General features: G+C 73.7%; 22 protein-coding genes and 1 tRNA gene. 11 read left to right on the forward strand and 12 right to left on the reverse strand.

Annotation, left to right across the window (positions count from 1 at the left end; translation table 11 throughout):
* On the reverse strand, positions 1 to 1,033 hold a 1,033-nt coding region (locus tag D0D28_RS15935), incomplete at its 3' end, for a serine/threonine-protein kinase (protein WP_240323226.1).
* 67 nt (positions 1,034 to 1,100) lie between these two features.
* The gene (locus D0D28_RS15940; RefSeq protein ID WP_233157393.1) at positions 1,101 to 1,829 is read right to left on the reverse strand and encodes a TVP38/TMEM64 family protein; all 729 of its coding nucleotides are present in this window, start codon (positions 1,827 to 1,829) and stop codon (positions 1,101 to 1,103) included.
* Between the two features lie 54 nt (positions 1,830 to 1,883).
* Between D0D28_RS15940 and ligD the strand changes: the two genes are divergently transcribed.
* Both ligD and D0D28_RS15950 read left to right on the forward strand, forming a co-directional pair.
* A complete protein-coding gene (ligD, locus tag D0D28_RS15945; RefSeq protein WP_116111080.1) occupies positions 1,884 to 2,903 on the forward strand; it encodes a non-homologous end-joining DNA ligase in 1,020 nt (339 codons plus the stop codon).
* A 143-nt stretch (positions 2,904 to 3,046) separates the two neighbouring features.
* On the forward strand, positions 3,047 to 4,060 hold the full coding sequence (locus tag D0D28_RS15950) for an LLM class flavin-dependent oxidoreductase (protein ID WP_116111081.1): 1,014 nt from the start codon (positions 3,047 to 3,049) through the stop codon (positions 4,058 to 4,060).
* Here the strand turns inward: D0D28_RS15950 and D0D28_RS15955 are convergent.
* From D0D28_RS15955 to D0D28_RS15975, 5 genes are all read right to left on the reverse strand, one after another.
* Positions 3,997 to 5,202 (reverse strand): glycosyltransferase 87 family protein, encoded by a 1,206-nt coding sequence (locus tag D0D28_RS15955; RefSeq protein ID WP_233157394.1) that lies wholly within the window; start codon positions 5,200 to 5,202, stop codon positions 3,997 to 3,999. The genes D0D28_RS15950 and D0D28_RS15955 overlap by 64 nt on opposite strands.
* A gap of 149 nt (positions 5,203 to 5,351) precedes the next feature.
* Entirely contained in the window at positions 5,352 to 6,869 is a 1,518-nt protein-coding gene (locus D0D28_RS15960; protein ID WP_205413278.1) for an alpha/beta hydrolase, read from the reverse strand.
* 83 nt (positions 6,870 to 6,952) lie between these two features.
* On the reverse strand, positions 6,953 to 7,513 hold the full coding sequence (locus D0D28_RS15965; RefSeq protein ID WP_094007232.1) for a hypothetical protein: 561 nt from the start codon (positions 7,511 to 7,513) through the stop codon (positions 6,953 to 6,955).
* Positions 7,513 to 8,586: an ATP-dependent DNA ligase gene (locus D0D28_RS15970; RefSeq protein ID WP_094007233.1), complete on the reverse strand. Its 1,074-nt coding sequence runs from the start codon at positions 8,584 to 8,586 to the stop codon at positions 7,513 to 7,515. The genes D0D28_RS15965 and D0D28_RS15970 overlap by 1 nt, the downstream gene beginning before the upstream one ends.
* Before the next feature lie 9 nt (positions 8,587 to 8,595).
* Entirely contained in the window at positions 8,596 to 9,351 is a 756-nt protein-coding gene (locus D0D28_RS15975) for a pyrimidine reductase family protein (protein WP_205413279.1), read from the reverse strand.
* A 55-nt stretch (positions 9,352 to 9,406) separates the two neighbouring features.
* On the opposite strand from D0D28_RS15975, the gene zapE reads away from it, so the two are divergent.
* The gene (zapE, locus tag D0D28_RS15980; protein WP_116111083.1) at positions 9,407 to 10,435 is read left to right on the forward strand and encodes a cell division protein ZapE; all 1,029 of its coding nucleotides are present in this window, start codon (positions 9,407 to 9,409) and stop codon (positions 10,433 to 10,435) included.
* Here the strand turns inward: zapE and D0D28_RS15985 are convergent.
* From D0D28_RS15985 to rocD, 3 genes are all read right to left on the reverse strand, one after another.
* Positions 10,338 to 10,973, reverse strand: coding sequence for a phosphatase PAP2 family protein (locus D0D28_RS15985; RefSeq protein WP_116111084.1), 636 nt, complete (start codon positions 10,971 to 10,973; stop codon positions 10,338 to 10,340). The genes zapE and D0D28_RS15985 overlap by 98 nt on opposite strands.
* 3 nt (positions 10,974 to 10,976) lie before the next feature.
* Complete coding sequence (locus tag D0D28_RS15990; protein ID WP_116111085.1) at positions 10,977 to 12,350, reverse strand: DUF2252 domain-containing protein; 1,374 nt, start codon at positions 12,348 to 12,350, stop codon at positions 10,977 to 10,979.
* A gap of 380 nt (positions 12,351 to 12,730) precedes the next feature.
* Positions 12,731 to 13,936, reverse strand: coding sequence for an ornithine--oxo-acid transaminase (rocD, locus tag D0D28_RS16000; RefSeq protein ID WP_116111086.1), 1,206 nt, complete (start codon positions 13,934 to 13,936; stop codon positions 12,731 to 12,733).
* 153 nt (positions 13,937 to 14,089) lie between these two features.
* Between rocD and D0D28_RS16005 the strand changes: the two genes are divergently transcribed.
* From D0D28_RS16005 to D0D28_RS16030, 6 genes are all read left to right on the forward strand, one after another.
* Positions 14,090 to 16,174: a S9 family peptidase gene (locus D0D28_RS16005; RefSeq protein WP_116111087.1), complete on the forward strand. Its 2,085-nt coding sequence runs from the start codon at positions 14,090 to 14,092 to the stop codon at positions 16,172 to 16,174.
* Complete coding sequence (locus D0D28_RS16010; RefSeq protein WP_116111088.1) at positions 16,171 to 17,121, forward strand: LLM class F420-dependent oxidoreductase; 951 nt, start codon at positions 16,171 to 16,173, stop codon at positions 17,119 to 17,121. The genes D0D28_RS16005 and D0D28_RS16010 overlap by 4 nt, the downstream gene beginning before the upstream one ends.
* A 159-nt stretch (positions 17,122 to 17,280) precedes the next feature.
* Positions 17,281 to 18,687: a pyridoxal phosphate-dependent decarboxylase family protein gene (locus D0D28_RS16015; protein ID WP_116111145.1), complete on the forward strand. Its 1,407-nt coding sequence runs from the start codon at positions 17,281 to 17,283 to the stop codon at positions 18,685 to 18,687.
* Entirely contained in the window at positions 18,684 to 19,964 is a 1,281-nt protein-coding gene (locus D0D28_RS16020; protein ID WP_116111089.1) for a lysine N(6)-hydroxylase/L-ornithine N(5)-oxygenase family protein, read from the forward strand. The genes D0D28_RS16015 and D0D28_RS16020 overlap by 4 nt, the downstream gene beginning before the upstream one ends.
* Positions 19,965 to 20,017: 53 nt before the next feature.
* Positions 20,018 to 21,721 carry an IucA/IucC family protein gene (locus tag D0D28_RS16025; RefSeq protein WP_429728412.1) on the forward strand — a complete coding sequence of 568 codons (1,704 nt, stop codon included), beginning with the start codon at positions 20,018 to 20,020 and terminating at the stop codon, positions 21,719 to 21,721.
* Positions 21,715 to 23,043 carry a glutamine synthetase gene (locus D0D28_RS16030; protein ID WP_116111146.1) on the forward strand — a complete coding sequence of 443 codons (1,329 nt, stop codon included), beginning with the start codon at positions 21,715 to 21,717 and terminating at the stop codon, positions 23,041 to 23,043. Before D0D28_RS16025 ends, D0D28_RS16030 begins: the two co-directional genes overlap by 7 nt.
* Here the strand turns inward: D0D28_RS16030 and D0D28_RS16035 are convergent.
* Positions 23,003 to 24,235 carry a glycosyltransferase family 87 protein gene (locus tag D0D28_RS16035; protein WP_116111091.1) on the reverse strand — a complete coding sequence of 411 codons (1,233 nt, stop codon included), beginning with the start codon at positions 24,233 to 24,235 and terminating at the stop codon, positions 23,003 to 23,005. The two genes, D0D28_RS16030 and D0D28_RS16035, sit on opposite strands and share 41 nt — an antisense overlap.
* 215 nt (positions 24,236 to 24,450) lie before the next feature.
* Positions 24,451 to 25,416, reverse strand: coding sequence for a GlxA family transcriptional regulator (locus D0D28_RS16040; protein WP_116111092.1), 966 nt, complete (start codon positions 25,414 to 25,416; stop codon positions 24,451 to 24,453).
* Between the two features lie 90 nt (positions 25,417 to 25,506).
* Between D0D28_RS16040 and D0D28_RS16045 the strand changes: the two genes are divergently transcribed.
* Both D0D28_RS16045 and D0D28_RS16050 read left to right on the forward strand, forming a co-directional pair.
* Positions 25,507 to 26,199: a DJ-1/PfpI family protein gene (locus D0D28_RS16045; RefSeq protein WP_116111147.1), complete on the forward strand. Its 693-nt coding sequence runs from the start codon at positions 25,507 to 25,509 to the stop codon at positions 26,197 to 26,199.
* A gap of 167 nt (positions 26,200 to 26,366) precedes the next feature.
* Positions 26,367 to 26,440 (forward strand) — tRNA-Pro (locus D0D28_RS16050).
* Positions 26,441 to 26,629: the final 189 nt, after the last annotated feature.

The following is a 26,629-nucleotide window of genomic DNA, read 5'->3' on the forward strand; positions in this document are numbered from 1 at the left end:
GGGCCGCCGCGGACCCGGCCAGCACGCCCTTGCGCTTCAGCGGTGACGGCTTGGCCTGCTGGTGCGGCTTCGGTGGCGGGATGAACGCCGCCGTCGGGTTGCGCGGGCTGCGCTGCTGCGACAGGGCGGGGGGCGGGGCGGGCGGCGCCGCGGTGGCGGCGCCGGTGCGCTGCCACGGCGGCCGCTCGGCAGGCGCCGGGGCTTCGGCGGGCACGGCCGCGGGCCGCCGGCCGCCGTTGAACAGCGGCGGCGACACCAGCGTGCCCTTGGTGTCCTTCTCGCCGTTGGCGAGCGCGGCCAGCCGGTCGCGGGCCTCCAGCATGGTCGGCCGCTCCTCCGGCTCGACCCGCAGCAGGCTCATCAGCAGCGCGGTCGCCTTGCCGGCGCTGCGCGGCGGGATGACCTGCCCGTTCGCCGCCGTGTAGAGCAGGGCGAGCTGGTTGGAGCTGTTGCCGTAGGGCGGCTGGCCCTCCAGCGCGTGGTAGAGCGTCGCGCCGAGGGAGAAGACGTCGGAGGCCGGCGCCGGGTCCGAGCCGCGCGCCAGCTCGGGCGCGAGGTAGGCCGGGGTGCCGCCGATCAGGCCGGTCTGGGTGAGCGTGAGGTCGCCCGCCGCCCGCGAGATGCCGAAGTCGGTGATCTTCGCGGTGCCGTTCTCGTCGATCAGGATGTTCGCCGGCTTGATGTCCCGGTGCACGATCCCCGCGCGGTGCGCCACGACCAGCGCCGAGGCGACCTGGTGCCCGATGCGGGCGACCTCGGCCAGCGGCAGCGTGCCCTGCTCGGCGATCACCGCGGAGAGGCTGCGCGAGGGCAGGTACTCCATGACCAGGCACGGGTCGCCGCCGTGCTCGGCGATGTCGAACACCACGATGGCGTTCGGGTGCTGGAACCGTGCCGCGTTCTTCGCCTCGCGCATCGCTCGCTGGCGCATGCTGTTGCGCTCGGCCTCGGACATGCCCGGCTGGGCGAGGATCTGCTTCACCGCAACCGAACGCTCGAGGCGCTCGTCGACCGCGCGCCACACGACGCCCATGGCGCCGCTGCCGATGTGCTCAACGAGGCGATAGTGCCCTGCGATCAGCTGACCGGTGTCGATGGGACTACTCCTCGGAAACTCTCCGCATGTGCTGGCTTGGCTCAGCGCGAACGATCTCCTCGCGCACCGGGTCGAGTGTAGCGGGCTGCCTGATACGCCCGGCGTAAGCAGTCCCGCGGGCGATTCGCGCCAGGCCAACGGCACCCGCGAGCGCGAAGGCACCGTAGCAGGCCAGCAGCGCCGGCGGGGTGCTGCCGGTGAGCGCGTCGCCCAGCACCACCACCGCGATCGTGCCCGGCAGGCTGCCCAGCACGGTCCCGATCAGGTAAGGGCGGAACCGCACCGAGAGGATGCCGCAGCAATATCCCAGTGGCGCGAAGGGAACCACCGGGATCAGCCGCAGCGACGCGATCGCGACGACACCGCCGTCGGCGAGTCGTTCGTCGACCGCGCGCACCACTTTCCGTTCCAGGTGGCGGGACACGAGGTCGCGCCCGACCAGGCGGGCCAGGCCGAACCCGAGCGCGCCGGAGACCGCGGTCGCCGTGATGGCCACCACGATGCCGAGCGCGTCGCCGAGCAGCAGTCCCGCCGCGAGGTTGAAGACGGTGCGGGGGATGGGGGCGACGGTGAGCACCGCGTAGGCGGCCAGGAACACCAGTGCGGTCACCGCGCCCGCGCCGGCGGCCCAGTTGCGCAGTTCCGCCGGGCTGGGCACCGGAAGTGTGAACGCCGCCACCACCGCCCCGGCGAGCAGGACGAGCGCGACGATCATCTTCAGGCGGCGGGGCACGACGTCCACGGTAAGGCACGCGCGGAACCGGCCCGGCGGGGCTACGGTGATCCGGTGGCAGCACGCGGTGAGGCGGTCGAATACCAGGTGGGCGCGCGCACGGTGCGGGTGTCCAATCCGGACAAGGTGTACTTCCCGGAGCGCGGGATCACCAAGCGGCAGGTCGTGGAGTACTACCTCGCCGTCGCGGAGCCCTTGCTGCGGGCGGTGGGGGAGCGGCCGACGACGCTGAAACGGTTCCCGGACGGCGTTTCCGGTGAGCCGTTCTACGCCAAACGGGTACCTCGTGGAGCGCCCGAATGGGTGCAGACCGCGCGGATCACCTTCCCGTCCGGGCGGACCGCGGACGAGGTCTGTCCCACCGAGGCGGCGGTGTTCGCGTGGGCGGCCAACCTCGGCACGCTCGACTTCCACCCGTGGCCGGTCCGGCGGGCCGATGTGGACCATCCGGACGAACTGCGCATCGACGTGGATCCCCCGGACGGATCCGGGTTCGGCGACGCGGTCCGCGTGGCGCTGGTGGTGCGGGAGGTGCTGGCGGACGCCGGGCTGACCGGGTACCCGAAGACCTCCGGCGGGCGCGGCGTGCACGTGCTGGTGCGGATCCGGCCGGAGTGGGACTTCGTCGACGTGCGGCACGCGGTGATCGCGCTGGGTCGCGAGGTGGAGCGGCGCGTGCCCGATCTCGCCACGATCGCGTGGTGGAAGGAGGAGCGCGGCGGCCGCGTGTTCCTCGACTACAACCAGGCGGCGCGGGACCGGACGGTGGCGTCGTCGTGGTCGGTGCGCGGCACGCCCCGGGCCACGGTGTCCACGCCGCTGACGTGGGAGCAGCTGCCCGAGGCCGACCCGGACGACTTCGACGTGCTCACGGTGCCGGACTGGCTGGCCGAGCACGGCGACCCGCACGCCGCCATCGACGACCGGGCGTTCGGCCTGGAGGCGGCGCTGGAGTGGTACGCCCGCGACGAGCGCGACCACGGCCTGGGCGAGATGCCGTACCCGCCGGATTATCCGAAGATGCCCGGCGAGCCGAAGCGCGTGCAGCCGAGCAAGGCGCGGCCGGGCACGTGAGGTGGCCGCGGGTGGCAGGTGTGCAGCGGATCGGTGCTCACCGGCCTCGCCCGGGCGATCTTCGTGCCGGTCCGGTCCGCTCCGAGTGACGCTGCTCGCGCCGGGACCGGAACACGTGGCGGGGCCGGCGTGTTGACCAAGGCGTGAAGCTGTCCGTGCTCGATCGGTCCCGTACCCGCGAAGGTGGCACCCACGCCCAGGCCCTGCGCGAGACCGTGGCGTTCGCGCGGGAGGCCGAGGCGCTCGGCTACCACCGGTTCTGGGTGTCCGAGCACCACAGCGTGCCCGGGGTGGCCGGGTCCGCGCCCACCGTGCTCGCCGCCGCCGTCGCTGATGCCACCTCGCGCATCCGCGTCGGCACCGGTGGCGTGATGCTGCCCAACCACCAGCCGCTCGTCGTGGCGGAGCAGTTCGGTGTGCTGGAGGCTCTGCACCCCGGCCGGATCGACATGGGGCTGGGCCGCTCGGTCGGGTTCACCGGCGGCGTGCGGCGCGCGCTCGGCCACGACAAGGACGACGCCGACCGCTTCGGCGAGCAGGTCCGGCTGCTGCTCGGCTACCTCGACGGCACCCAGCGCGCGTTCCCCGGGGTGCACGCCTTCCCGGCCGAGGGGCAGCCGGTCCCGGCGTTCCTGCTGGCCACCGGGGCGGGCGCGGACCTGGCCGCCGAGCTGGGGCTGCCGCTGGTCATCGGCTCGGTGCGCGGCGAGGCACCCATGATCGAGGCGATCACCCGCTACCGCGACGGCTTCGTCCCGTCGTCCCGCTGCCCGATGCCGTACGTGATCGTCTCGGCGACGATCGCCGTGGCCGGGACGCGCGCGGCCGCCGAGCGGCTGCTGGTGCCGGAGGCGTGGTCGTCGGCCTGGTCGCGCACGCACGGCGTGTTCCCGCCGCTGCGCCCGGCGGGGGAGATCCTGGCGACCCCGATGACCGACCGCGAACGACGCTACTTCGACGACGCCCGGCAGGGGCAGATCGCCGGCACCCCGGACGAGGCGGCCGCGGCCCTGGCCGGCCTGGTGGACCGCACCGGCGCCGACGAGGTCCTGGTGACCACCAGCACCTACGACCGCGCCGAGATGCTGGACTCCTACCGGCTGCTGGCGGAGGCGGTCGCCGTGGGCAGCGCCGCCGGGTCCTTCGGCGTCCGGTAGTACAGCGCGACCGCCACGAACACCGCGAACGTCAGCCACAGGTAGGCGTTCTGGAACAGCCACGTCAGCCCGGCCGGCTGGAAGCCCAGCACCGTGTCGGCCTCGAAGCCGATCAGCGGCAGCACCCCGCCGGAGGTGATGAGCGCGGCCCCGGCCAGCCCGATCCACCCCAGCACCGACCCGCGCAGCGCGACGTTCGCCAGGCAGATCAGCAGCATCGCCAGCCACACCCAGTGGTGCACCCAGCTGTAGGGCGACACGGCCGTCGTCGCCAGGCCGCACAGCGTCGCCGCCACCAGCTCCTCACCGCGGGCGGCCAGGCGGCGCGCCAGCAGCAGGCACACCACGGCGGTCGCGGCCGCGGCCAGCAGCCACACGAGTTGCATCCCGCCGGTCACCCCGGTCGCCCGCGCGAAGAACCCGCGCAGCGACTCGTTCGCCGGGTTCTCCGGCACGCCCACGCGTGTCGGGTCCATGAACGCACCGGACCAGAACGTCACCGAGTCGCGCCACAGGAACGCGAACCCGGCCGCCACGGTCACCACGAACGTGCCCGCGGCGACGATCGCCGCCCGGTAGCGGCGTGTCACCAGCAGGTACAGCACGAAGAACGCGGGTGTCAGCTTGATCCCGGCGGCGATGCCGATCAGCGCGCCCTTGACCTTCGACGAGTCCGGCAGCGCCAGGTCGAGCAGCACCAGCGTCATGAGCAGGATGTTGATCTGCCCGAACGCCATCGTCTCGCGCACCGGCTCGCACCACATCAGCAGCGCCGCGACCGCCAGGCTGACCAGCACCAAGCGCAGATCCCGCCGGAACCGCAGCAGCGACAGCGCCGCCCACACGCCGACGGCCAGCATCGCGTAGTCACCGAGCGCGCCCACCCACGTGAAGAGTTCACCCTTCAGTGGCGCCAGCGGCGTGAACAACAGCGCGGCGAACGGGGTGTAGACGAACTCCCAGTGCCCGCGGATGTTGCCCAGCAGCGGCGTGTCGTAGACGGACACGCCGCCGAGCACGCGCTCGCCCGCGATCCGGTAGACGCCCAGGTCGAGCAGGTGCAGCAGCGCGGGCAGGTGGGTCAGGACCTCTCTGACGTACCAGAACCCGGCGACCGCGCCCAGCACGAGGACGGGCCACACGGCGATCCAGGGAATCGGTCGTCGCGCGCTGTCCCGGGGCGCCGGCGTCACAGCCGGCGTCTCGACCGCGGAAGACGGCACAGTCACTCCCAGTACTCAGTGGTCCGGCGGATGGAGGACAAGCCTAAACGGGGGCCGCGCCGGGTCCCCTAAGCGGGGCAGAGGGTGCCGTCGGCCGGGACCTTGCCGTCGACGAGGAACGCGCGCACCGCTTCGGCCGCGCACGGCGAGCCGAGCGCCCCGTGCCCGGCGCCCTGCCACGCGACCCGCACCGCGCTCGGGATCTGCTGCGCCGCGCGCACCGTGCCGGTCTCCGGGGTGACCGGGTCGGTCAGGGTGCTGGTGACCAGGATCGGCGGCAGCCCGGAGGTGCCCAGCGTGGGCAGCGGCTCGGTGCGCGCCGGCCACGGCAGGCACCACACGAGCCGCTGCGTCACCAGCCCGCCGAAGACGGGGTAGCGGCCGCGCAGCTCGGTGGTCAGCCCGGAGATCCGGTCGGCGGGCATCCGCTCGACCGTGTCGTTGCACTCGGTGGCGAGCGTGCCGTCCAGGTGGGACGGCGAGACGTCCGAGCCGTTGAGCATCGGTGCGACGAACCCGGCGAGCCAGCGGGCGTCGCCCGCCCGGCCGGCGTCCAGCGCCCGGGCCAGCTCGGTCCAGCGGGCGCGGTCGGCGAGCCCGGTGACCACCGCCCGCAGCGCCGTGCCCGCGCCGAACACCGCGCCGCCGGGCAGGACCTGCGGCGCCGCGCGCAACCGGTCCATCACGGCGTTCACCGTCGCCGCCGCGTCCTGGCCGACCGCCCGGCCGTAGGCGTCGAGGGTGGCCTGCTGCGCGGCGGCCAGGTCGCCGAGCACGGTGACCGTGTCGCTGGAGGGGTCCGGGATGCCGTCCATCACGAACCGCCCGACCCGCTCCGGGAACCGGGCCGCGTAGGAGATCAGCACGTGCGAACCCTCGCCGTGCGCGAGCGCGTGCAGTTTCGGCACGCCCAGCTCGTCGCGGATCTCCTCGAGATCGCCCGCGGTGCGCCAGCTGTCGAACGCCTGCTGCGCGCCACCGAGGTCGATCGCGCACTGCTGCCCGGCCTTGCGGGCGGCGTCCAGCAGCGGTTCCAGGTCGTCGTCGGCCGGGTCCTGGTTGAGCAGCTGGCTGCGGGTGTCCTCGGGCACGCACGACAGCGGGTCCGACTCGCCGGTGCCGCGCCGGTCGACGCCGATCAGCGAGAACCGCTGTAACAGCGCGGGCGGCAGCGCCGAGGCGAGCCGCGCGGCGTGGAGGGTGCCGGGCTCGCCCGCGACGTCGTTGACCACGACCAGCGGAATCGCGCCGTTGCCCGCCTTGAGGACGGACACGCGGGTCTGCACGCGGCCCGGCAGGGCGGGGTCGTCCAGTGTGGACATCACGGTGCCGCAGCTGAACCGCAGGTAGCCGGGCGCTTCGGTGCCGAGCCGGCTGCGGGTCTGGGCGTCGCAGTCGGCCCAGTCCAGTGCGGGCGAGCGCGGTTCGGTCAGCGGCGGCAGCGGCACGTCCGTGGCGGAGCTGGCCGGCGCGGAGGACACCGGCTCGTCGTTCTCCACGACCGGCGGCCGTTTCGACGGCCCCGCCGTGCAGCCGGCGAGGAGGGCCGACAGCAGCACAGCGAGCACGAGACCACGGCGCGGCACGACGTTCCTCTTTCCCTGGGTGCGTGTTCGCCCCCGAGGTTCGCACGACGCCGGTGTGCCGGGGGTGAGCGGGGTCGGTGCGCTCAGACGCCGTGGACGGTGAACCCGCCCGTGCTGAACCCGCCGGAGCCCGCGGTCCCGGTTCCGCCGGGCCGGTAGTGGCCGGGCGCGGACGACCGCCGGGGAGCCGGCCGGGCCGGCTGCGTGGGCCCGCCGGGCAGCCGGTCCAGCGCCCGGCGGGCGGCGGCAACCACGTACGGGACGTCGGGCTCGCCCACCGCGCTCAGCAGCATCTCGCGCAGCTGGCGCTGGTCGTAGCGGGCGATGAGCCCGGGCCGGACGTCCACCAGCGCCAGGATGACCACCCACGGCAGATCCCGGCCGTCCCGGGCGTTGCGGTCCGCTTCGGCCGCCAGGACCGCCCGCATGGCGTGCCAGATCTTCTCCCGCCACAGCGGGCTGGTGTGCCACGCGCGCTCCAGCGTGGTGCGCGCCCGGTCGGCCGCCTCGTCGTTCCGGGCCTGGCACATCACCCGGACGAGCGTCTCCGGCGAGCGGCGGTGGCGGCGGCACAGGTGGGCCGTCGCGAGGACGGCCAGCCGTCCCGGGCTCCGCAGCGCGTGTCGTTCGATCCGGCCGGTCATCAGCGGGTCCGCTTGACCTCGCCGTGGAAGACCGCGTCCAGGTCGTAGCGGGCGACCTCCTCGAGCTGGGCGTAGGTGCACGAGTCCGGCTCGCGGTCGGGGCGCCAGCGGATGAACTGCGCGGTGTGCCGGAACCGGGACGGGTGCCCGCCCTCGGTGTGCTCGTAGGCGACCTCGACGACCCGCTCCGGCCGCAGCGGCACCCACGGCTGCTCGGTCGAGCGCCACCGCGTGACGCCGCCGGGCAGGCGCTGCCCCTCGACCGTGCCGTCCAGCCACGGGTGCCCGGCGCCGTCGGTGATCAGGCCGGCGAACTCCTCCGCCAGCTCCCTGCGCCGCTTCACCGGGAACGACCCCACCACACCCGGGTGGTGCAGCACGCCGTTGTCGTCGTAGAGCCCGAGCAGCAGCGATCCGACGGCCTCGCCGGGCGTGGAATCCTTGTGCCAGCGCAGCCCGGCCACCACGCAGTCGGCGGTGCGCGAATGCTTGTACTTGATCATGATCCGCTTGCCCGGCTCGTACCCGGCGTCCAGCGGTTTGCCGATCACCCCGTCCAGCCCGGCGCCCTCGAACAGCTCGAACCAGTGCCGCGCGGTGGCCGGGTCGGTGGTCGCCGGGGTGATGTTCAGGTCCTGCCCGGCGAGTTCCGCCAGGCGATCCCGCCGCGTGCTGGTCGGCTCGCCGAGGAACGCCTCGTCCCCCAGGGCGAGCAGGTCGAACGCGACGAACGTGGCCGGGGTCTGCTCGGCGAGCAGCCGGATGCGCGACTCGGCCGGGTGGATCCGCTCGGTGAGCGCGTCGAAGTCGAGGTGCCCCTCGCGGCCGACGACCAGTTCACCGTCCAGCACCACCCGGTCGGGCAGCAGCGGCGGCAGCTGCGCCAGGACCTCCGGGAAGTACCGGTTCAGCGGCTTCCCGGCCCGCGACTGCAGCGTCAGCTCGTCGCCGTCGCGGAAGACGAGGCAGCGGAAGCCGTCCCACTTGGGCTCGAACAGCAGCTCGTCGGAGTCCGGGATCGACTTCGCCGGTTTCGCCAGCATCGGCTGGATCGGCGGGGTCAGCGGCAGCATCTGCCCACCTTACGGGCGGCGGCGGTACCGCAGCATCGTGAAACCGTCTTCGACCAGGATCGATGCCAGGTCCATGTCGCGGGCCTCGGACGCCATCCGGCCGATCGCGATGCGGTCCGCGCCGCCGCCGGCCAGCAGCGGCGCGACCGTCAGGCACAGCTGGTCGACCAGGTCCTCGGCGACCAGCTCGCCGAACAGGTGCGGCCCGCCCTCGCAGTTGATGCGCATCAGCCCACGCTCGGCGAGCTGGTCGAGCGCGCTCCGCAGGTCGATGGTCTCCACGCCGGCGATGAGGAGGTCCGCGCCCGCGTCCGCGAGGGCGCGCCGCCGGTCCGCGGGGGCGTGCTCGGTGGTGATGATGATCGGCGGCACCGTGGTGTCGGTGAACAGCGGCGCCGACGGGTCGAGCCGGGCGCTGCCGGTGACCACCGCGATCGGCGGGACCTCGGCCAGCCCGAGCCGGGCCCGGCGCTCGCGGCGTTCCGGGCTGGTGCGGGCGCCGCGGTAGTTCTCCGCGCGGACGGTGCCGGCGCCGGCCAGCACGACGTCGGCCAGCAGGCGGCCGTGGAAGAAGATCCGCTTGTCCGCCGGGCCGGACAGGCCCTCGGACCGGCCCTCCAGGGTCGAGGCGCCGTCGGCGGAGGCGGTGAAGTTGGCCTGCACGAACGGCCGGTCCAGGGCCGCCGGGTAGCCGTAGATCCGGTCCAGGTCGTCGTCGGTCACGTCGTCGAGGGGGTCGGGCCACAGGCTGCGCACGATCTCCATCACATCACGCCGCCGTCACCGGGGCCGGGCGACCGGGTCCGGATAGCCTGGGTCAATGCCCGCGCACCTCACCGACCGGCAGCCCGAGCTGGGAGCGGACGAGCTGATCGCCGCCCTGGTGCCGCCGCCGCGCTTCGACGCCGTGCGGTTCGCCACGTACGTGCCGAACCCGGACGAGCCGAGCCAGGCCCAGGCGGTCGAGTCGTGCTCGGCGTTCGCGGCGCGCATCGAGAAGGCGGCGCCCAGGAAGTCGAAGCTGCGGTCGCTGTTCGGCGGCGGTTCCGCGCCCGCGCCCGGCACGCAGGGCCTCTACCTGGACGGCGGGTTCGGCGTCGGCAAGACCCACCTGCTCGCCTCGACCTGGCACGACGCGCCCTCGCCCAAGGCCTACGGCACGTTCGTCGAACTGACCCACCTGGTCGGCGCGCTCGGCTTCGGCGAGGCGGTGCGGCGGCTGTCCGAGCACCGGCTGCTCGCGATCGACGAGTTCGAGCTGGACGACCCGGGCGACACGATGCTGGTCACCCGCCTGCTGCGGGAACTGACCGACGCCGGCGTGTACGTCGCGGCGACCTCGAACACGCTGCCGGACAAGCTCGGCGAGGGCCGGTTCGCGGCCGAGGACTTCCTGCGCGAGATCCAGTCGCTGTCGTCGCGGTTCTCGGTGGTGCGGGTGGACGGGCCGGACTACCGGCACCGCGGCCTGCCCGAGGCGCCGCCGCCGGTGTCCGAGGAGACCCTGCTCGCGTCGGCGGACAGCCGGGAGGGCTCGACGCTCGACGACTTCGACGCGTTGTGCGCGCACCTGGCGAAGCTGCACCCGTCCCGCTACGGCCGTCTCGTCGACGGCGTGTCGGTGGTGCACATCCGCGGGGTGCGGCCGGCGCCGGACCAGAACGTCGCGCTGCGGCTGGTCGCCTTCGCCGACCGGCTCTACGACCGGGCCGTCCCGGTGGTCGTCTCCGGTGAGTCGCTGGCGGCGCTGTTCACCGAGGAGATGCTGCAGGGGGGCTACCGGAAGAAGTACCTGCGGGCGGTGAGCCGGCTGACCGCGCTGGCGCGAGACGCCGCGTCGGTGAGCTGAGCGCGAGCACCACGGCGACGGCGAAGCACGCGCCGCCCAGCACGTCGGTGGGGTAGTGGTAGCCCAGGCCGACGAGCCCGATGCCGGCGATGATCGTGACGAACCCGCTCAGCGTCGCGGTGACCGCGGTGGCCGGGCCCGGCCGGGCGAGCAGCACCAGCACGGTGAGCGTGGCGACCATGCTGACCGTGTGCCCGCTCGGGTAGGCGAGGTAGTCGGTCTTCATCCGGTCGAACAGCGGCTTGAGCACCCAGGTGTTGAGCGCGACCGGCACCGCGACCCCGAGCACCGCCAATGCCACGCCGTCCCAGCGGCGGCCCAGCGCGCAGGCGAGCACCACGATCGCCAGCAGCGGCAGCAGCACGACCGGTTCGGTGGGCAGCACGAACAACCGCAGCAGCGCGGGCTGCCCGCCGACCGCGTCGCCGATCCACGCGGTGATCGTCGCGTCGGGCCCGCTCGCCGTGGTGTCCCCGGCGAACGGGACGCCGATCGCCACCGCGGCCAGCAGGCAGACCGCCGCGAGGCCCCACCTCACGCGTCAGTCCGTGATCGCCGGGAACCGGCCGTTCTTGACCGCCGTGACCAGTTCGGCGTGGTCGGCCTCGGTCTGGTCGGCGTACCGGACGGCGTAGCGGCCGATCGCCTCGTCGAGCTGGTCGTCACCGTCGAAGTATCCCGCCAGCAGCCGCGGGTGGACCGAGCGGATGTGGGCGCGGGCGAGCAGCGCGCCGGCGAGGCGGCCGTAGTCGTCGAGGTCCTTGCCGCCCAGCTCGGTGGGTTCGATCTCGCCCTTGTAGTTGCGGAACTGGCGCACGATGAACGGCCTGCCCGCGACGGTGGTCCAGCCGAGCAGGATGTCGGTCTCGGCCTGCACCAGGCGGGCGCCGTGCACGATCCGCTGTCCCTCGTGCTCGGTGCGGTGCTCCGGCAGGTACGGCGTGAGCGCGGACGGCCGGGCCTCCTTGACCTGCAGCACCAGGTCCTCGTCGGTGTTGCCGTGCAGCAGCACGAGGTAGCTGCGCAGCCCGACGCTGCCGGTGCCGACCACGCGGAAGGCGACGTCGGCGATGCGGTAGCGGGCGATCAGGTTGCGCCGCGACTCCCGCAGCGTGTGCACATAGGACACCAGCCCGTCCGCGACGGCGTCCGCGGTGGCCTCGTCGACGTGCCGCAGCACGGGCGGGTCCTCGACGAACCGGTGGCGGCTCAGGCCGGTGGTGTGGTCGTCGATGCGCTCGGTCCACTTGGCGGAGACGCGGGCGCTGGTGTTGCGGCGGGCCTTTTCGGTGGCCTCGCTGAACTCGTCGGCGAGGTCGTGGGCCTTCACTTTGGACAGTGCGTCCGCGTCGCCGAGCGCGTTCCACGACCGCAGGAACGACGCCTCGCCGAGCTGGCGCACCACGCGCCGGTAGGACTTGACCGCGTCCTCGGCCGCGTCCCGGCAGTCCTCTTCGGACACGCCACCCTCGCGCCCGGCGAGGACCAGGCTCGCGGCGAGGCGTTTGAGGTCCCACTCCCACGGGCCGCGGATGGTCTCGTCGAAGTCGTTGATGTCCATGACGATCTGCCCGTCCGGTGTGCCGTACAGGCCGAAGTTCGCGGCGTGCGCGTCACCGCAGATCTGGGCGGACAGGCCGCTGTGCGGGGTGCCGGCCAGGTCGGCGGCCATCAGCCCGCCGCCGCCCCGGAAGAACGCGAACGGGGAGGCGATCATGCGCCCGATCCGCAGGGGGATCAGCTCGCCGAGCCGCCCTTCGTTGCTGCGCTCGACGAACTCGGCGACGCCCGGCCGGTGCTCCCCCGCGGCGGCGTGGTCGGGCGCGGTCGGCGGGGTGCGCTCACCCAGCTCCCGGCCCCGCGCGTGCAGCTCCTCCGGATCGCTCGCCTCGCCCGGCACCAGTGCCCGTTCCATCCCCTGCTCCCTCCGTTGCCTGCCCAACGTACGGGAGGGACGGAGGGTTTCAACCGCGGCACGCGAGTCCCACGCTCCCGCGCGCGAGTCCCACGTTCCGGCGCGCGAGTTCCACGTTCGCGCCCGTGGTGGCGTGCTCGCGACGGCGAGTGCCACGTTCGCGCTTGCGGTGGCGAGTTCGCGCTCCTGTCCGGCGAGTCCCACGTCCGCGTTCGGCGAGTCCCACGCTCCCGCGCGCGAGTCCCGCGCTCCCGCGCGCGAGTCCCACGCTCCCGCGCGCGAGTCCCGCGCTCCGCCCCGCGAGTCCCGCGCTCCCGCACGTGAGTTCCGCGCCCGCTGCGCCGAGTGCCACTTCGCGGCGGCGGGGTCCACGGCGGCGGTCAGCGGCCCAGGACCTCCGCCAGGATGTCCAGCCCCCGATCCAAATCGGCCTCCGTGATCGTCAGCGGTGGGGCCAGCCGCAGCGTCGCGCCGTGGGTCTCCTTCGCCAGCAGGCCCTTTGTAGCCAGGGCCTCAGACGCCTCGCGGCCCGACAACCCGCCCGGCGTGATGTCGATGCCCGCCCACAGGCCGCGTCCGCGCACCTCCGCCAGCCCGTGCCCGACCAGCTCACCGAGGCGCGTGTGCATGCGCGCCCCCAGCTCCGTGGACCGCCGCTGGAACTCGCCGGCGGACAGCAGCCCGATCACCGCCCGGCCGACCGCGCACGCCAGCGGGTTGCCGCCGAACGTCGAACCGTGCTCGCCCGGCTTGAGGACGCCCAGCACGTCGGCCCGGCCGACCACCGCGGACAGCGGCAGGATCCCGCCGCCCAGCGCCTTGCCCAGCGTGTACAGGTCGGCGCGCACCCCGGTGTGCTCCAGCGCCAGCAGCGTCCCGGTGCGGGCCAGTCCGGACTGGATCTCGTCGGCGATCAGCAGCGCCCCGGCCTCGTCGCACAGCCGGCGCGCCTCGGCCAGGTACCCCTCCGGCGGCACCAGCACCCCGGCCTCGCCCTGGATCGGCTCCAGCAGGACCGCCGCGGTGCGCTCGGTGATCGCGTCGCGCAGCGCCGCCGCGTCGCCGTACTTCACCACCGTGAACCCCGGCGTGTACGGGCCGAACCCGGCGCGCGCGGACTCGTCGGTGGAGAACGAGATGATCGTGGTGGTGCGGCCGTGGAAGTTCGACCCGGCGACCACGATCTCGGCCCGCCCGTCCGGCACGCCCTTCACCTCGTAGGCCCACTTCCGGGCGACCTTCAGCGCGGATTCCACCGCTTCGGCGCCGGAGTTCATCGGCAGCACCATCTCGGTGCCGGTCAGCTCGGCCAGCTCGCGGCAGAACGCGCCCAGCTGGTCGTGGTGGAACGCGCGCGAGGTCAGCGTGACCCGTGCCAGCTGCTCCTGCGCGGCGGCGATCAGCGCGGGGTGCCGGTGCCCGAAGTTCAGCGCCGAGTAGGCGGACAGGAAGTCGAGGTACCGGCGGCCCTCGACGTCGGTCACCCAGGCGCCCTCGGCCTCGGCGATCACGACGGGCAGCGGGTGGTAGTTGTGCGTGCTCCAGCGCTCGTCGAGCGCGATGAACTCGGCCGCGGAGGTCGTCATGACATCAGGCTAAGGGCAGTTCAGGCTGGGAATCATCCGTCGATCGTTGTTTCGGCGGACTGATCGTTGCGCAGTTCCGCCGCCAGGTGGCAATTCGTTGTTCCCCCGTGCACGGGTCGCCAAGAGCGGTGCTGGTTTGACAGAGTGCGAGGCGTGACCGACGAGCTCTCCTTCCTTCGCCAGCAGGCCCGCACGCAGCGCTTCACCCTCGGCACCCCACGCGAGTTCCGCGTCGCGCCCGATGGGGCCCGGCTGCTGTTCCTGCGTTCGGAGTCCGGCACCGACCGGCGCAACAGCCTGTGGGAATTCGACCTCGCCACCGGGACCGAAACCAAGGTCGTGGACGCCGCGGAGCTGCTGCCCGGCGAGGAGGAGCTGCCACCGGAGGAGCGGGCCCGCCGCGAGCGCATGCGGGAGAGCGCGGGCGGCGTGGTCGGCTACGCCGTCGACGACGAGTTCCGCCTGGCCGCGTTCTCCCTGTCCGGCAAGCTCTACACCGTCGACCTGGCCAGCCGTGAGGTGTCCGAGCTGGTCGACACCTCGGTCGTCGACCCGCGGCCGAACCCGCCCGGCACGCACATCGCCTACGTCCGGGACCGCGCGCTGCGCGTCATCGACCTCGCCACACGCGAGGACACGGTGCTCGCCGGTGAGGACGGCGAGGACATCGCGTGGGGGCTGGCCGAGTTCATCGCCGCCGAGGAACTGGGCCGCGCCCGCGGCTACTGGTGGTCGCCCGACGGGCAGAGCCTGCTCGTCGAGCGCACCGACCGCACCGGCGTGCCCCGCTGGACCATCTCCGACCCGGCCCACCCCGAGTCCGGCGCGAACACCGTCGCCTATCCGGCCGCCGGCACCACGAACGTCGACGTCTCGCTGTCCTTCTTCGGTCTCGACGGCACCCGGGTCGACGTCGAGCGCGGCGACTGGGAGTACCTCGTCGCGGTGCACTGGACGGCCGCTGGCCCGCCGCTGCTCGCCGTGCAGCCCCGCGACCAGCGGGAACTCGCGATCTACGCGGTGGACCCGGCCGACGGCTCCACCAAGCTGCTGCACACCGAGACCGATCCGCACTGGGTCGAGATCGTGCCGGGCGTGCCGGCCTGGACCGCCGACGGGCGGCTGGTGCACGTCAGCGCCGCCGACGGCAGCTACCGGCTGGTGATCGACGGCGACCCGGTCACCGGGCCCGGCCTGCAGGTCCGCTCCGTGCTGCACGTCGGCGCGGAGGTCCTGTTCAGCGCTTCGGCCGAGGACCCCACGCAGATCCACGTCTACCGCACCGGCCCGGACGGCGTGACCCGGCTGTCCGGCACCGACGGCGTGCACGTCGGCGCCGGCACCGCGGAGATCACCGTCTTGTCGTCGTGGAGCCTGCGCCGCAGCGGCCCCGAGGTCAGCGTGCTGCGCGACGGCCGCCCGCTGGCCAACGTCGAGTCCTACCCGGTCGACCCGGGCCTCGAACCCGACCCGGAGTGGCTCACCGTCGGCGAGCGCGGCCTGCGTGCCGCGCTGCTCCTGCCCACCGGCTACCGGCCCGAGGACGGGAAGCTGCCCGTCCTGCTCGACCCCTACGGCGGCCCGCACGCGCAGCGCGTCCTGCAGAGCCGCAACGCCTTCCTCACCTCGCAGTGGCTGGCCGACCAGGGCTTCGCGGTCCTGGTCGCGGACGGCCGCGGCACCCCGGGCCGCGGTCCGGCGTGGGAGAAGGAGATCGTGCGCGAGCTGGCCGAGGTGACGCTCACCGACCAGGTGGACGCGCTGCCCGCGGTCGCCGCCGATCACCCCGAGCTGGACCTGTCCCGGGTGGCGATCCGCGGCTGGTCCTACGGCGGCTACCTGTCCGCGCTGGCCGTGCTGCGCCGCCCGGACGTCTTCCACGCGGCGGTCGCGGGGGCCCCGGTCACCGACTGGTCCCTCTACGACACCCACTACACCGAGCGCTACCTCGGCGTGCCGGACGAGGAGCCGGAGTCCTACGAGCGCAACTCGCTGATCGCCAGTGCGCCGGAGCTGCGGCGCGCGCTGCTGATCGTGCACGGCCTGGCCGACGACAACGTGTTCGTCGCGCACGCGCTGCGGCTGTCCTCGGCGCTGCTGGCCGCGGGCCGCCCGCACGTGTTCCTGCCGCTGGTCGGCGCGACCCACATGACGCCGCAGGCCGAAGAGGTCGCGGAGAACCTGATGAAGGTCCAGGTGGACTGGATCAACCGAGAGCTGGAGGCTGCTGCGCGATGAAGCGCTGGGGAATCACGATTCCGCTGACCGGGGTGCCGCTGATCGCGCACCGTGAGCTGATCGAGCGGCTGCCCGCGCTCGGCTACACCGACGCGTGGTCGGCCGAGACCGCCGGGACGGACGCGTTCTCGCCGCTGCTGCTGGCTTCGCAGTGGGCGCCGGAGCTGCGGCTGGGCACCGCGATCGTGCCGGTCTACACGCGCGGTCCCGGCCTGCTGGCGATGTCCGCGGCGACCCTGGCCGAGGCCGCGCCCGGCCGGTTCGTGCTCGGCATCGGCGCGTCCTCACCGGTGATCGTGCAGGGCTGGAACGCCGCCGCGTTCGACAAGCCGTTCGCCCGCACCCGCGACACCCTGCGGTTCCTGCGTGCGGCCCTGGCGGGGGAGAAGGTGACGGCGGAGTACGAGACGTTCTCGGTCAGCAAGTTCCGGCTGGAACGCGCGCCGGAACCGGCTCCGCCGATCATGCTCGCCGCCCTGCGGCCCGGCATGCTCAAACTGGCCGCCAAGGAAGCCGACGGCGCGATCACGAACTGGCTCTCGCCCGCCGACGTCCGGCAGGTGCGCGCCGAGGTCGGGCCGGACACCGAGCTGGCGGCCCGGATCTTCGTCTGCCCGACCACCGACCGCGACGCCGCGCGGGGCCTGGGCCGGATGATGATCAGCAGCTACCTCACGGTGCCGGTGTACGCGGCGTTCCACGACTGGCTCGGCCGCGGCGAGGCGCTCGCGCCGATGCACGAGGCATGGCGGGCCGGCGATCGCAAACGGGCGAACGAGGTGATTCCGGACGAGGTGGTCGACGACCTGATCGTGCACGGCAGCCCGGAGGAGTGCCGTGCGAAGATCCAGTCCTATGTGGACAACGGGCTGACCACGCCGGTGATCGCGCTGCTGCCCACCGGCGAGGACCCGGTGCGGCAGGTGGAGGCGCTGGCACCCCGGTGACCCGGCACACGCCGCTGTGACCCCTTTGGCGGCATGACTTGCGCTCCCCGGGCGGGCACTTTGGGAGGAACGTGCCCGCCGGGGGTGTGCCCGCGGCGCACGGTGTCCGTATCGTGGCTTAGCGTAGGCATACCTAAGGAGCGGTGAGTGGGCGAATCGATGCCGGAGGGCGCCGGGCTGGCCGGCGGCCGGGAGGGTCACCGGCGGCTGGCCGAGCTGATCCCGTTGGTCCTCGACGCGATGGGCGAGGGCGCGGCGGAGCGCGGGGGACCGGGCCCGGCGGGCGGACCCGCGGCCGTCGCGGCCGGGGTGGCGGCCCTGACCCGCGCGGAACCCCTGGCCGGGGCCACCGGCGTGGGCGCGGAGCAAGCGCTTACCGAGCTGTCCCGGCTGCTGGCCGCGGGCTCGGTCGACCCCGCCGATCCGGCGTGCGCGGCGCACCTGCACTGCCCGCCGCTCGCGGTCGCCGTCGCCGCCGATGTGGTGGCGAGCGCGCTCAACCCGTCGATGGACTCGTGGGACCAGGCGCCGGTCGCCAGCGAGATCGAACGCGAGCTGGTCACCCTGATCGCCCGGCTGTGCTACCCGGACGCGCCCGCGCCGGACGCCGTGGTCACCACCGGCGGCACCGAATCGAACCTGCTCGGGCTGCTGCTCGCGCGCGAGCCGGACCCGGCGGTGCGCCCGGTGTGCGGGCGCACCGCGCACCACAGCGTGGCCCGCGCCGCGTGGCTGCTCGGGCTGCCCGCGCCGGTTCCGGTGGACTGCGACGGCGAGCGCATGCGCCCGGCCGCGCTGGCGGAGACCCTGCGCGCCCTCGGCGGGCCCGCGGTCGTGGTCGCCACCGCGGGCACCACCGACACCGGCGAGATCGACCCGCTGCGCGAGGTCGCGGAGGTGTGCCGCCGCCACGGTGCCCGCCTGCACGTGGACGCCTCCTACGGCGGGCTCGCCCTGTGCAGCGCGCAGCTCGAGCCCCTGCTCGACGGGCTCGACCAGGCGGATTCGGTGGCGCTGGACGCCCACAAGTTCGGCTGGCAGCCGATCTCCGCGGGCCTGCTCGCGGTGCGCGACGCCGCGGATCTGTCGGCGTTGTCCGTGCGCGCCGAGTACCTCAACGCCGGTGACGACACCGAGGCCGGGCTGCCGGACCTGCTGGGCCGCTCGATCCGCACGTCCCGCCGTCCCGACGCGTTCCGGATGGCCGTCACCTTCCGCGCGCTGGGCATCGAGGGCGTGGGCGCGCTCGTGGAACACTGCTGCGCCACCGCCGCCGAGGTCGCCGAGATGATCGAGCGGCACCCCGCGCTGCGGCTGTGGGGCAGGCCGGCGCTGTCCACCGTGTTGTTCAAACCGGCCGACGCCGACGACGAACTGGTCGCCCGGGTGCGCCGCACGCTGCTGGAAGCCGGCACCGCGATCGTCGGCCGCGCCACCATGGCCGACGGCGTGTGGCTGAAGCTGACCCTGCTGCACCCGCGGGCGACCGCGGAGGACTACCGCCCGCTGCTGGACGCGGTGGCCGCGACCGCCGCCGCCCAGGCCGCCGAGGTGGTCCTGCGGTGACTCCGGTCGATCTGGCCGGGGTCGGGATCGGCCCGGCCAACCTGTCGCTGGCCGCGCTCGCCGAGCCGGTCGCGGACCTGACCGTCACGCTGTACGAGCGCAGCCCCGAGTTCCGCTGGCACCCCGGGCTGCTGCTCGACGGCGTGACGCTGCAGGTGCCGTTCCTGGCCGACCTGGTCTCGCTGGCCGATCCGACCAGCGCACTGTCCTTTGTGAACTACCTGCACGCGAAGGACCGGCTCTTCCCGTTCTACTTCGCCGAGCGCTTCCACATCCCGCGCGCCGAGTACGACGACTACTGCCGCTGGGTGTCGCGGCGGCTGGGCAGCTGCCGGTTCGGCACCACCGTCACCGGGATCGAGTGGCGCGACGGGCTGTTCCGCCTGCACGCGGCCGCCGGCGAGATCAGCGCGCGCAACGTGGTGCTCGGCATCGGCACCGAGCCGTGGGTGCCGGAACCGTTGCGGGCGCTCGCGGACGATCCGGACGTGCCGGTGATCCACTCCGCGGAGTACCTGTCCGAGCGGGAACGGCTGCTCGCGCTGCCCGCGGTGACGGTCGTCGGCTCGGGCCAGTCCGGCGCGGAGGTGTTCCTGGACCTGCTGCGGCACCGCAAGCAGCCGGACGGCCTGCGGTGGGTGACGCGGACCGTGTCGTTCGCGCCGATGGAGTACTCCAAGCTCGGGCTGGAGCAGTTCACGCCGGACTACACGCGCTTCTTCCACCGGCTGCCCGAGGCCGAGCGCGACCGGCTGCTGCCCGCGCAATGGCAGCTCTACAAGGGCATCGACGCCGAGACCATCGCCGACATCCACGACGAGCTGTACCGCCGCACGATCGGCGGCGGCTGGCCCGGCGTGACGCTGACGCCCGGCGTGGAGGTCGTGTCGGCGCGGCGGGACGGGGAGCGGATCGCGCTGGGCCTGCGGCACCGGCAGGAGGGCAGCACGGCGACCTGGCTGACCGACGCGGTGGTCGCCGCCACCGGCTACCGCGAGCGGCCGATCGACGGGCTGCTCGGGCCGCTGGCGGACGCGGTGGCCCGGGACGGCAGCGGCCGCCCGGTCGTCGAGCGCGACTACCGGCTGCGGCTCGCGCCGGAGATCGGCGGCGCGATCTTCGTGCAGAACGCCGAGCGGCACACGCACGGCGTCGGCGCGCCGGATCTCGGGCTGGTGGCGTGGCGGGCCGCCTCGATCGTCAACGCGGTCTGCGGCCGCACGGTCTACCGGTTGCCGTCGCGCACGGCATTCACGCGGTTCGGGTTGGAGGAGTGAGCGTGGACTCAGCGCAGGCGTGGCGCGCGGCCGGCACGCTGATCGTGCACAAGATGCTCGGCGAACTGTCCTACGAGGGTCTGTTCGACCCGTCGCCGGCGGACGACGCGGAGCACCGGCTCTGGCGGCTGGCGTTGCCGGAGGTGACCTACGAGTTCCGGGCCCGGCGCGGTGCCTTCGAGTCGTGGACGGTGCAGCCGGGTTCCGCGTCGCGGGACGGCGAACCGGCCACCGACCCGCGCGTGCTGGTGGTGGACGCGCGCAAGGAGCTGGGCCTGTCCGGGCTGCGGCTCGCGGACGTGCTGGCCGAGCTGACCGCCACGGTCACCAACGAGGCCGCCCGGCTGCGCCGCGCCCCCAGCGCCGCGGAACTGTCCACGATGGACTACAACCTGGCCGACGGGCACCTCACCGGGCATCCGCGGCTGGTGCTGAACAAGGGCCGGGTCGGGTTCTCCGCCGGCGACCGCGCCCGGTACGCGCCGGAGGCCGGGGCCGACGTGCGGCTGCGGTGGTTCGCCGTGCACCGCGACCACGCGCGGTTCCGCTGCGTGGACTCGTTGTCGGCCGAGACGCTGCTGGCCGGGGAGCTGGACGACGACCAGCGCGCGGAGTTCGCCCGGCTCGCCGACCCCGCCGAGTACGTGTGGGCGCCGGTGCACCCGTGGCAGGCCGACGAGATCCTCGGCACCCTCTACGCCGGGGAACTCGCCACCGGGGTGGTGATCGAGCTGGGCGAGTCCCGGGACGCCTACCGTCCACACCAGACGGTGCGGACGCTGGCGAACGTGTCGCGGCCGGACCGGTACGACGTCAAGACCGCGGTGTCGGTGCGCAACACGCTCGTCTACCGCGGGCTGGCGGCCGGCGCGACGCTCGCCGGGCCGGCGGTGACGAGCTGGCTGAAGCGGGTCGGCGCGGCGGATCCGCTGCTCGCCGGCGAGTACCGGTTCGAGCTGCTCGGCGAGGTCGCGAGCGTGTCGGTCGAGCACCCGCTGTTCGGCGCCATCGAGGACCTGCCGTACCGGTTCCACGAAACACTCGGGGCGTTGTGGCGGGAACCGCTGGTGTCCCGGCTGGCCGAGGGGGAGCAGGCGATCTCGTTCGCCGCGCTGCCCTACCGCGATCGCTCGGGCGCGTCGGTGATCACGGGCCTGATCCAGCGGTCCGGCTGGGACGCCGAACGCTGGTGCGCCACGGTGTTCGACCTGCTGCTCACGCCGCTGCTGCAGTGGCTGCTGCGTTACGGCGTCGGGTTCTGCCCGCACGGCCAGAACCTGATCCTGATCGTCGACGAGCGCGGGCGGCCGCTGCGGGTGGCGATCAAGGACTTCGCGCAGGGCGTCGACCTCCTGGACGAGGACCTGGACTGCTACCGCCTGCTCGCGCCGGAGGCGGCCGGGGAGATGCTGCGCTGGCCGGCGCACCTGCTCGCGCAGTCGCTGTTCAGCTCGGTGTTCTCCGGTCAGCTGCGGTTCTGGGCGGAGATCCTGCTCGACGACCTGGCCTTCCCGCGGGCGCGGTTCTGGGAGCTGGTGCGCGAGGTCGCCGGCCGCTACCGGGCGGAGAACCCGGACGTCGCGCGGCGGTTCGACGCGTGCCTGCTGTTCGCGCCGGACGTCGAGCGGGTCACGCTGAACCGGGAACACCTGGCCGGGCAGGGGTTCGACAAGGTCGACCGCGACGACGAGTTCGACGTGCGGTGGGGGCGCGTGCCGAACCCGCTGCACGCCCCGGACCCGGCGGGGGCGTGGTGAGAGCGCCCCGCCCGGTCGGGCCGCGCACGCTCGCCGAGCGGGCCGCGGCCGCCCGGGGCCTGCGCGTGGCGCTGGCGCGCGGGGACGTGCCGCGGGTGCTGCTGCTGGTGCCCGATCCGCACGCCCGGTTCGCCGCGGTCGAGCTGTCCGGGCGGTTCGTGGCCGAGGAAGTGCTCTCCGGCGGTTACGGGGTCTGCACGTACGTGTTCGCCTGGGACGTGGAGCGGGAGGCGCTGCCGGCCGGGCCGGACAGCCCGCTCGCTCGCTACGTCGGCGGCTACGGGGACCTGCGGATGCGGCCCGATCCGGCGACGATGACCGCGCTGCCGGACGGGTTGTGCGGCATCGTGTGCGACGTCGAGTGGCCGGACGGCGAACCGGCGCGAGCGGCTCCGCGGCGGGCCCTGACCGAGCAGCTGATGGCGCTCGAATCGCTCGGGTACGTGCCGTCAGCGGGGTTGGAACACGAGGTCGTGTTCGGCGACGCGGACGGCCCGCTGAGCGCGCACGGCGTGGACTACGCGGTCGGCGGGACCGAGCGGATGCGGCCGGTGCTGCGTGATCTGCGGGTGGCGCTGGAGCAGTCCGGGCTGGGGGTGGAGTCCGCGCGTGCCGAGTGCCATCCCGGGCAGTACGAGATCGTGCTGCGGCACCGGGATGCGCTCGCCGCGTGTGACGACGCCTTGTTGCAGCAGCTGATCGTGCGGTCGGTGGCCGCGGAGCACGGGGTGTCCGCGGCCTACCTGGCGGCGCCGGAGCCGGGGCAGGGGTGCTCGTGCCACGTGCACCTGTCGTTGTCTTCCGTCGCGGGGGAGCCCGCGTCGGGGAACGGGACCGCGCTGTCGCCGGTGATGGCGTCGTTCCTGGCCGGGGTGCTGCGGGACGCGGCGGCGCTGGCCCCGGTGTGGGCGCCGACCTGGAACAGCTACGTGCGGCTGCGGACAGCGCCGTTCTCGCCGCGGGAGCTGCGGTGGGGCGTGGACGACCGGACGGCGTCGGTGCGAGTGGCCGGGCGCGACGCGTCGCTGCGGCTGGAGTTCCGGTTCGCCGGCGCCGACGCGCAGCCGCACCTGGTGCTCGCGGCGCTGCTGGCGGCGGGCCGGGCCGGCATCGAGGAGGGGGTTCCCCTGGCGGCGGCGGGGGAGGTCGTGGGTGCGTTGCCGGGCACGCCGTGGGAGGCGTTGTCCGGGCTGGACCGGGTGGCGAAGCTGCTCGGTGACGAGGTCGCGGCTCAGCAGGAGGCGCTGCTGCGGGCCGAGCTGGAGGCGGGCTGCTCCGCGGTCACCGACTGGCAGCGCCGGCGGGGCGCCTTGCGGGCGTGACCGGCGTCAGCTCGCGATCCTTCTGACGGGGGATCGCGAAGGCCAGCAACAGGGCGACGCCGACCAGGACGTAGGTGGCGGCGGAGAGCTGCTCGGGGAACGTCCAGTCGCGGTGCACGACCGGGAAGTCGGTGTCCGGCAGGGTGTGGAACGGCGCCCAGACGAAGAACACCGCGGTCAGCGCGCCCCAGCCGAGCCACGCGGTGGCCAGCCACGAGCGGTCCTCGGCGCGGCGGATCGTGATGCCGAGCATCACCACCAGCGCCGGGACCACCCACACGTAGTAGTGCGACCACGAGGTGGGGGAGACGAGCAGGGCGAGTCCGGCGCAGGCCATCAACGCGAGGGCCGGTTCGGCGCGGCGCATCGCGTTCGCGACCAGCGCCAGCAGGCCGAGCACCAGGACGAGCCACACGGCCTTCTCGGCCGCGCCGGTCAGCCCGGTGCGCACGACGACGGCCTCGATGGCCTGGTTGGTGGCGAACGCGGTGCCGCTGACGCCGCCGCCGCTCAGGCCGCCCTGGAACCAGTAGTGGATCGAGCCGCCGAAGTCCGCGACGAACCCGATGACGGAGGCCACGGCGAACGTGATCGCCGAGGTGATGGCCGACCGGTGGTCGCGGCGGATGAGGAAGAACAACACGAACGCGGCCGGGGTGAGCTTGAGGGCCGCGGCCAGGCCGATGCCGAAGCCACGCGGCCAGATCGTGCGCCCGGCCAGGCAGTCGACCGTCACCAGGGCCATCATGATGATGCTGACCTGCCCGAAGCCGAACGTCTGGCTGACCGGTTCGAGGAAGACGGTGAGCGGAAGCACCACCGACGCGACGGCGACCCCGCCGTCGCGCCCGAGCTGCGGCCGGACGGCGCGCGCGAGCGGGTAGACGGTGACGAACATGCTGAGGCCGTTGAGGACGTACAGCGTGACGACGGAGGCGTCCCACGGCAGCATCGCCAGGGGCGACAGCAGCAACGCGGCGAACGGCGGGTACACGAACGGCAGCTGCGCGCCGTTGGCGACCTCCGGCAGCGCGCCGTACATGTCCCGGCCGTCCCACCAGGCCTGCACGCCGTGGCGGTAGACCTCGAGGTCGATCTGGGGGCGGGTGGGCAGGTAGTGCATCATCCCCTGCACCGCGAAGAAGAGCCAGACCGCACACGGCACCGGGACCAGCCACAGGTATTTGCGCATCGGGCACTACTGTAGATATTCGATAACGACAGGTCGCGGCGTGGTACCGCTCCGCGCGCGGGTTCCACCGGCTCGTCCGGGGTTCGCCTCGGTGGTCGTGCGGCGGGCGGCCCGGCCCGCTGCTCCTGACGGTGCAGGCTCGGGGGGTGGGCTGTCCGGTTCGCGTGGGTACCCCGCCTTTTGGCGGTCGTGCGGCGGGCGGCCCGGCCCGCTGCTCAGGCGATGCAGGCCCGCCGGTGCAGGCGCCGATACGCCGACGGCGGGGTGCCGCACAACTCGACGAACGCCTGGCGGAGCGTCTCCGCCGAGGTGAACCCGCACCGCCGGGCCACCGCGGTCAACGGCAGGTCCGTAGTGGCGAGCAGCTGGGAGGCGGCCTCGGTGCGGGCCCGTCTGACGAACCGGCCCGGCGGTACCCCGGCGTGTTCCTGGAACAGCCTCGTCAGCTGCCGCTCGCTCAGCCCCGCCCGCTCCGCCAGCGCCCGGGTCGACAAATCGCCGCCGGGGTGGCCGGTGATGTACGCCGCCAGGTCGGCCACCTGGCGGTGCTCGGGCGGCGGCGCGGCGAGGAACATGCTCACCTGCGCCTGGTTGCCCGGCCGCTGCAGGTACGTGACCAGCGCGCGGGCCACCTCGCGCGCCAGGCTCGGCCCGTGGTCGGCCTCGACGAACGACAGCGTCAGGTCCAGTCCGCTCGTCACGCCCGCGGCCGTGTGCACGTTGCCGTCCTGGACGAACAGCGGCGCCGGGTCGATGCTGATCTCCGGGTACTGCCGGGCCAGCTTCGCCGCCCACATCCAGTGCGTCGTCGCCCGCCGGCCGTTGAGCAGCCCCGCCGCGGCGAGCACGGACGTCCCCGTGCAGACCGATGCGACCCGCCTGGCCGTCGCCGCCACCCGGCGGACGTGGGTGGTCAGCCTGACGTCCGCCGCGGCTCTCGCGTGGCCCGTCCCGCCCGCGACGATCAGCGTGTCGACCGGGCCGCGGAGCCGGTCGAGCCGGTCCTGCGCGGCGAGGGTGAGCGCGTTCTGGCAGCGGATCGGCCGGCCGTCGAGGCTGACCAGGGTGACCTCGTACGCCGGGGTGGCGCCGTACCGGTTGGCGGCGTCGAGGACGTCCGCGGGGCAGGCGATGTCCAGCAGGGCGGACTCCTCGTACCCGACGATCACCATCCGGCGCATGGCGTCAGCGTAGCCGTCCGTCCGACGACGATCCCAGGTTTTCGGACATCCCCTGCCCGGGCAGCCGTGGTGCCCGCCAGGCTGCGGTGCATGAAGACGATCGCTTTCGTGCTGTATCCCGGGCTCACGCCCCTTGATCTGATCGGTCCGCTGCAGGTCCTGGCGTCGCTGCGGCACGCGGACCCGTCCTTCGAGGCCACGGTGGTCGCGGAGAGCCTGGACCCGGTGCACTCGGACATCCCCCTGTCGCTGACGGCGGAGCGCACCTTCGACGACGTGCCCGCGCCGTACGCCCTGGTGGTGCCCGGCGGCCAGGCCGGCACACTGCGGGCCCTGACGAACGAGCGGTTGCTGGACTACGTGCGCTCGGCGGCCGCGCGGGCGGAGGTGACGGCCTCGGTCTGCACCGGTTCGCTGATCCTGGGCGCGGCGGGCCTGCTGGAGGGCCGGGAGGCCACCACGCACTGGTCTTTCCTGGAGGCGCTGCGCGCGTTCGGCGCGATGCCGGTGAGCCGCCGGTGGGTCGACGAGGGCAAGATCCTGACGGCGGCGGGCGTGGCCGCGGGGATCGACATGGCCCTGCACCTGGCGGCCCGCTTCACCAGCGAGGACGTCGCGAAGTTCCTCCAGTTCGGAATCGAGTACGACCCGGAGCCACCCTTCGGCGGCCTCGACTGGTCGGCCACGCCCAGGGAGCTGTTCACCACCATGGCGACAGCGTCGATCCGGGAGGAGCTGTCCGGCGCACCGGAGCTGGGGGCGCGGCTGGCCGCGCACCTGTGAGCTGGTGGCCCGCCGGTGTGGTGGCGGCGCACTGGTGAGGGGCGGGGCCGTCCTGGGGGCCCGGCCTCATCCGCGCAGGCCAGCGACTTGAAGGCACCCCGCTACCGGGCTGTGTGCGGTCCGTAATAAGCTATCCCCCGTCGCCGAGCCTCACGGCAGGCGACGGCCGGGCTGTGGCGCAGTTTGGTAGCGCACTTGACTGGGGGTCAAGGGGTCGCAGGTTCAAATCCTGTCAGCCCGACGGTCTGGATGAGCCCGCTGGCTCTGGGTGGAAGCCCAGGTCGGCGGGCTTTTTCGTGTTTTCTTCACGTTCGTTGCAGCTCGTCGACTTCAAGATCAACGGGGGTGTGCAGGAGCGATTCTGGAGTGGATCATGCTTCCGGCGGCAAATGGGGTCGCCTAAACGCTCCTGCTCGGCCGCTCTTTGACC

The organism is Amycolatopsis ruanii (assembly GCF_003385175.1).
GTDB lineage: Bacteria > Actinomycetota > Actinomycetes > Mycobacteriales > Pseudonocardiaceae > Amycolatopsis_E > Amycolatopsis_E thermalba.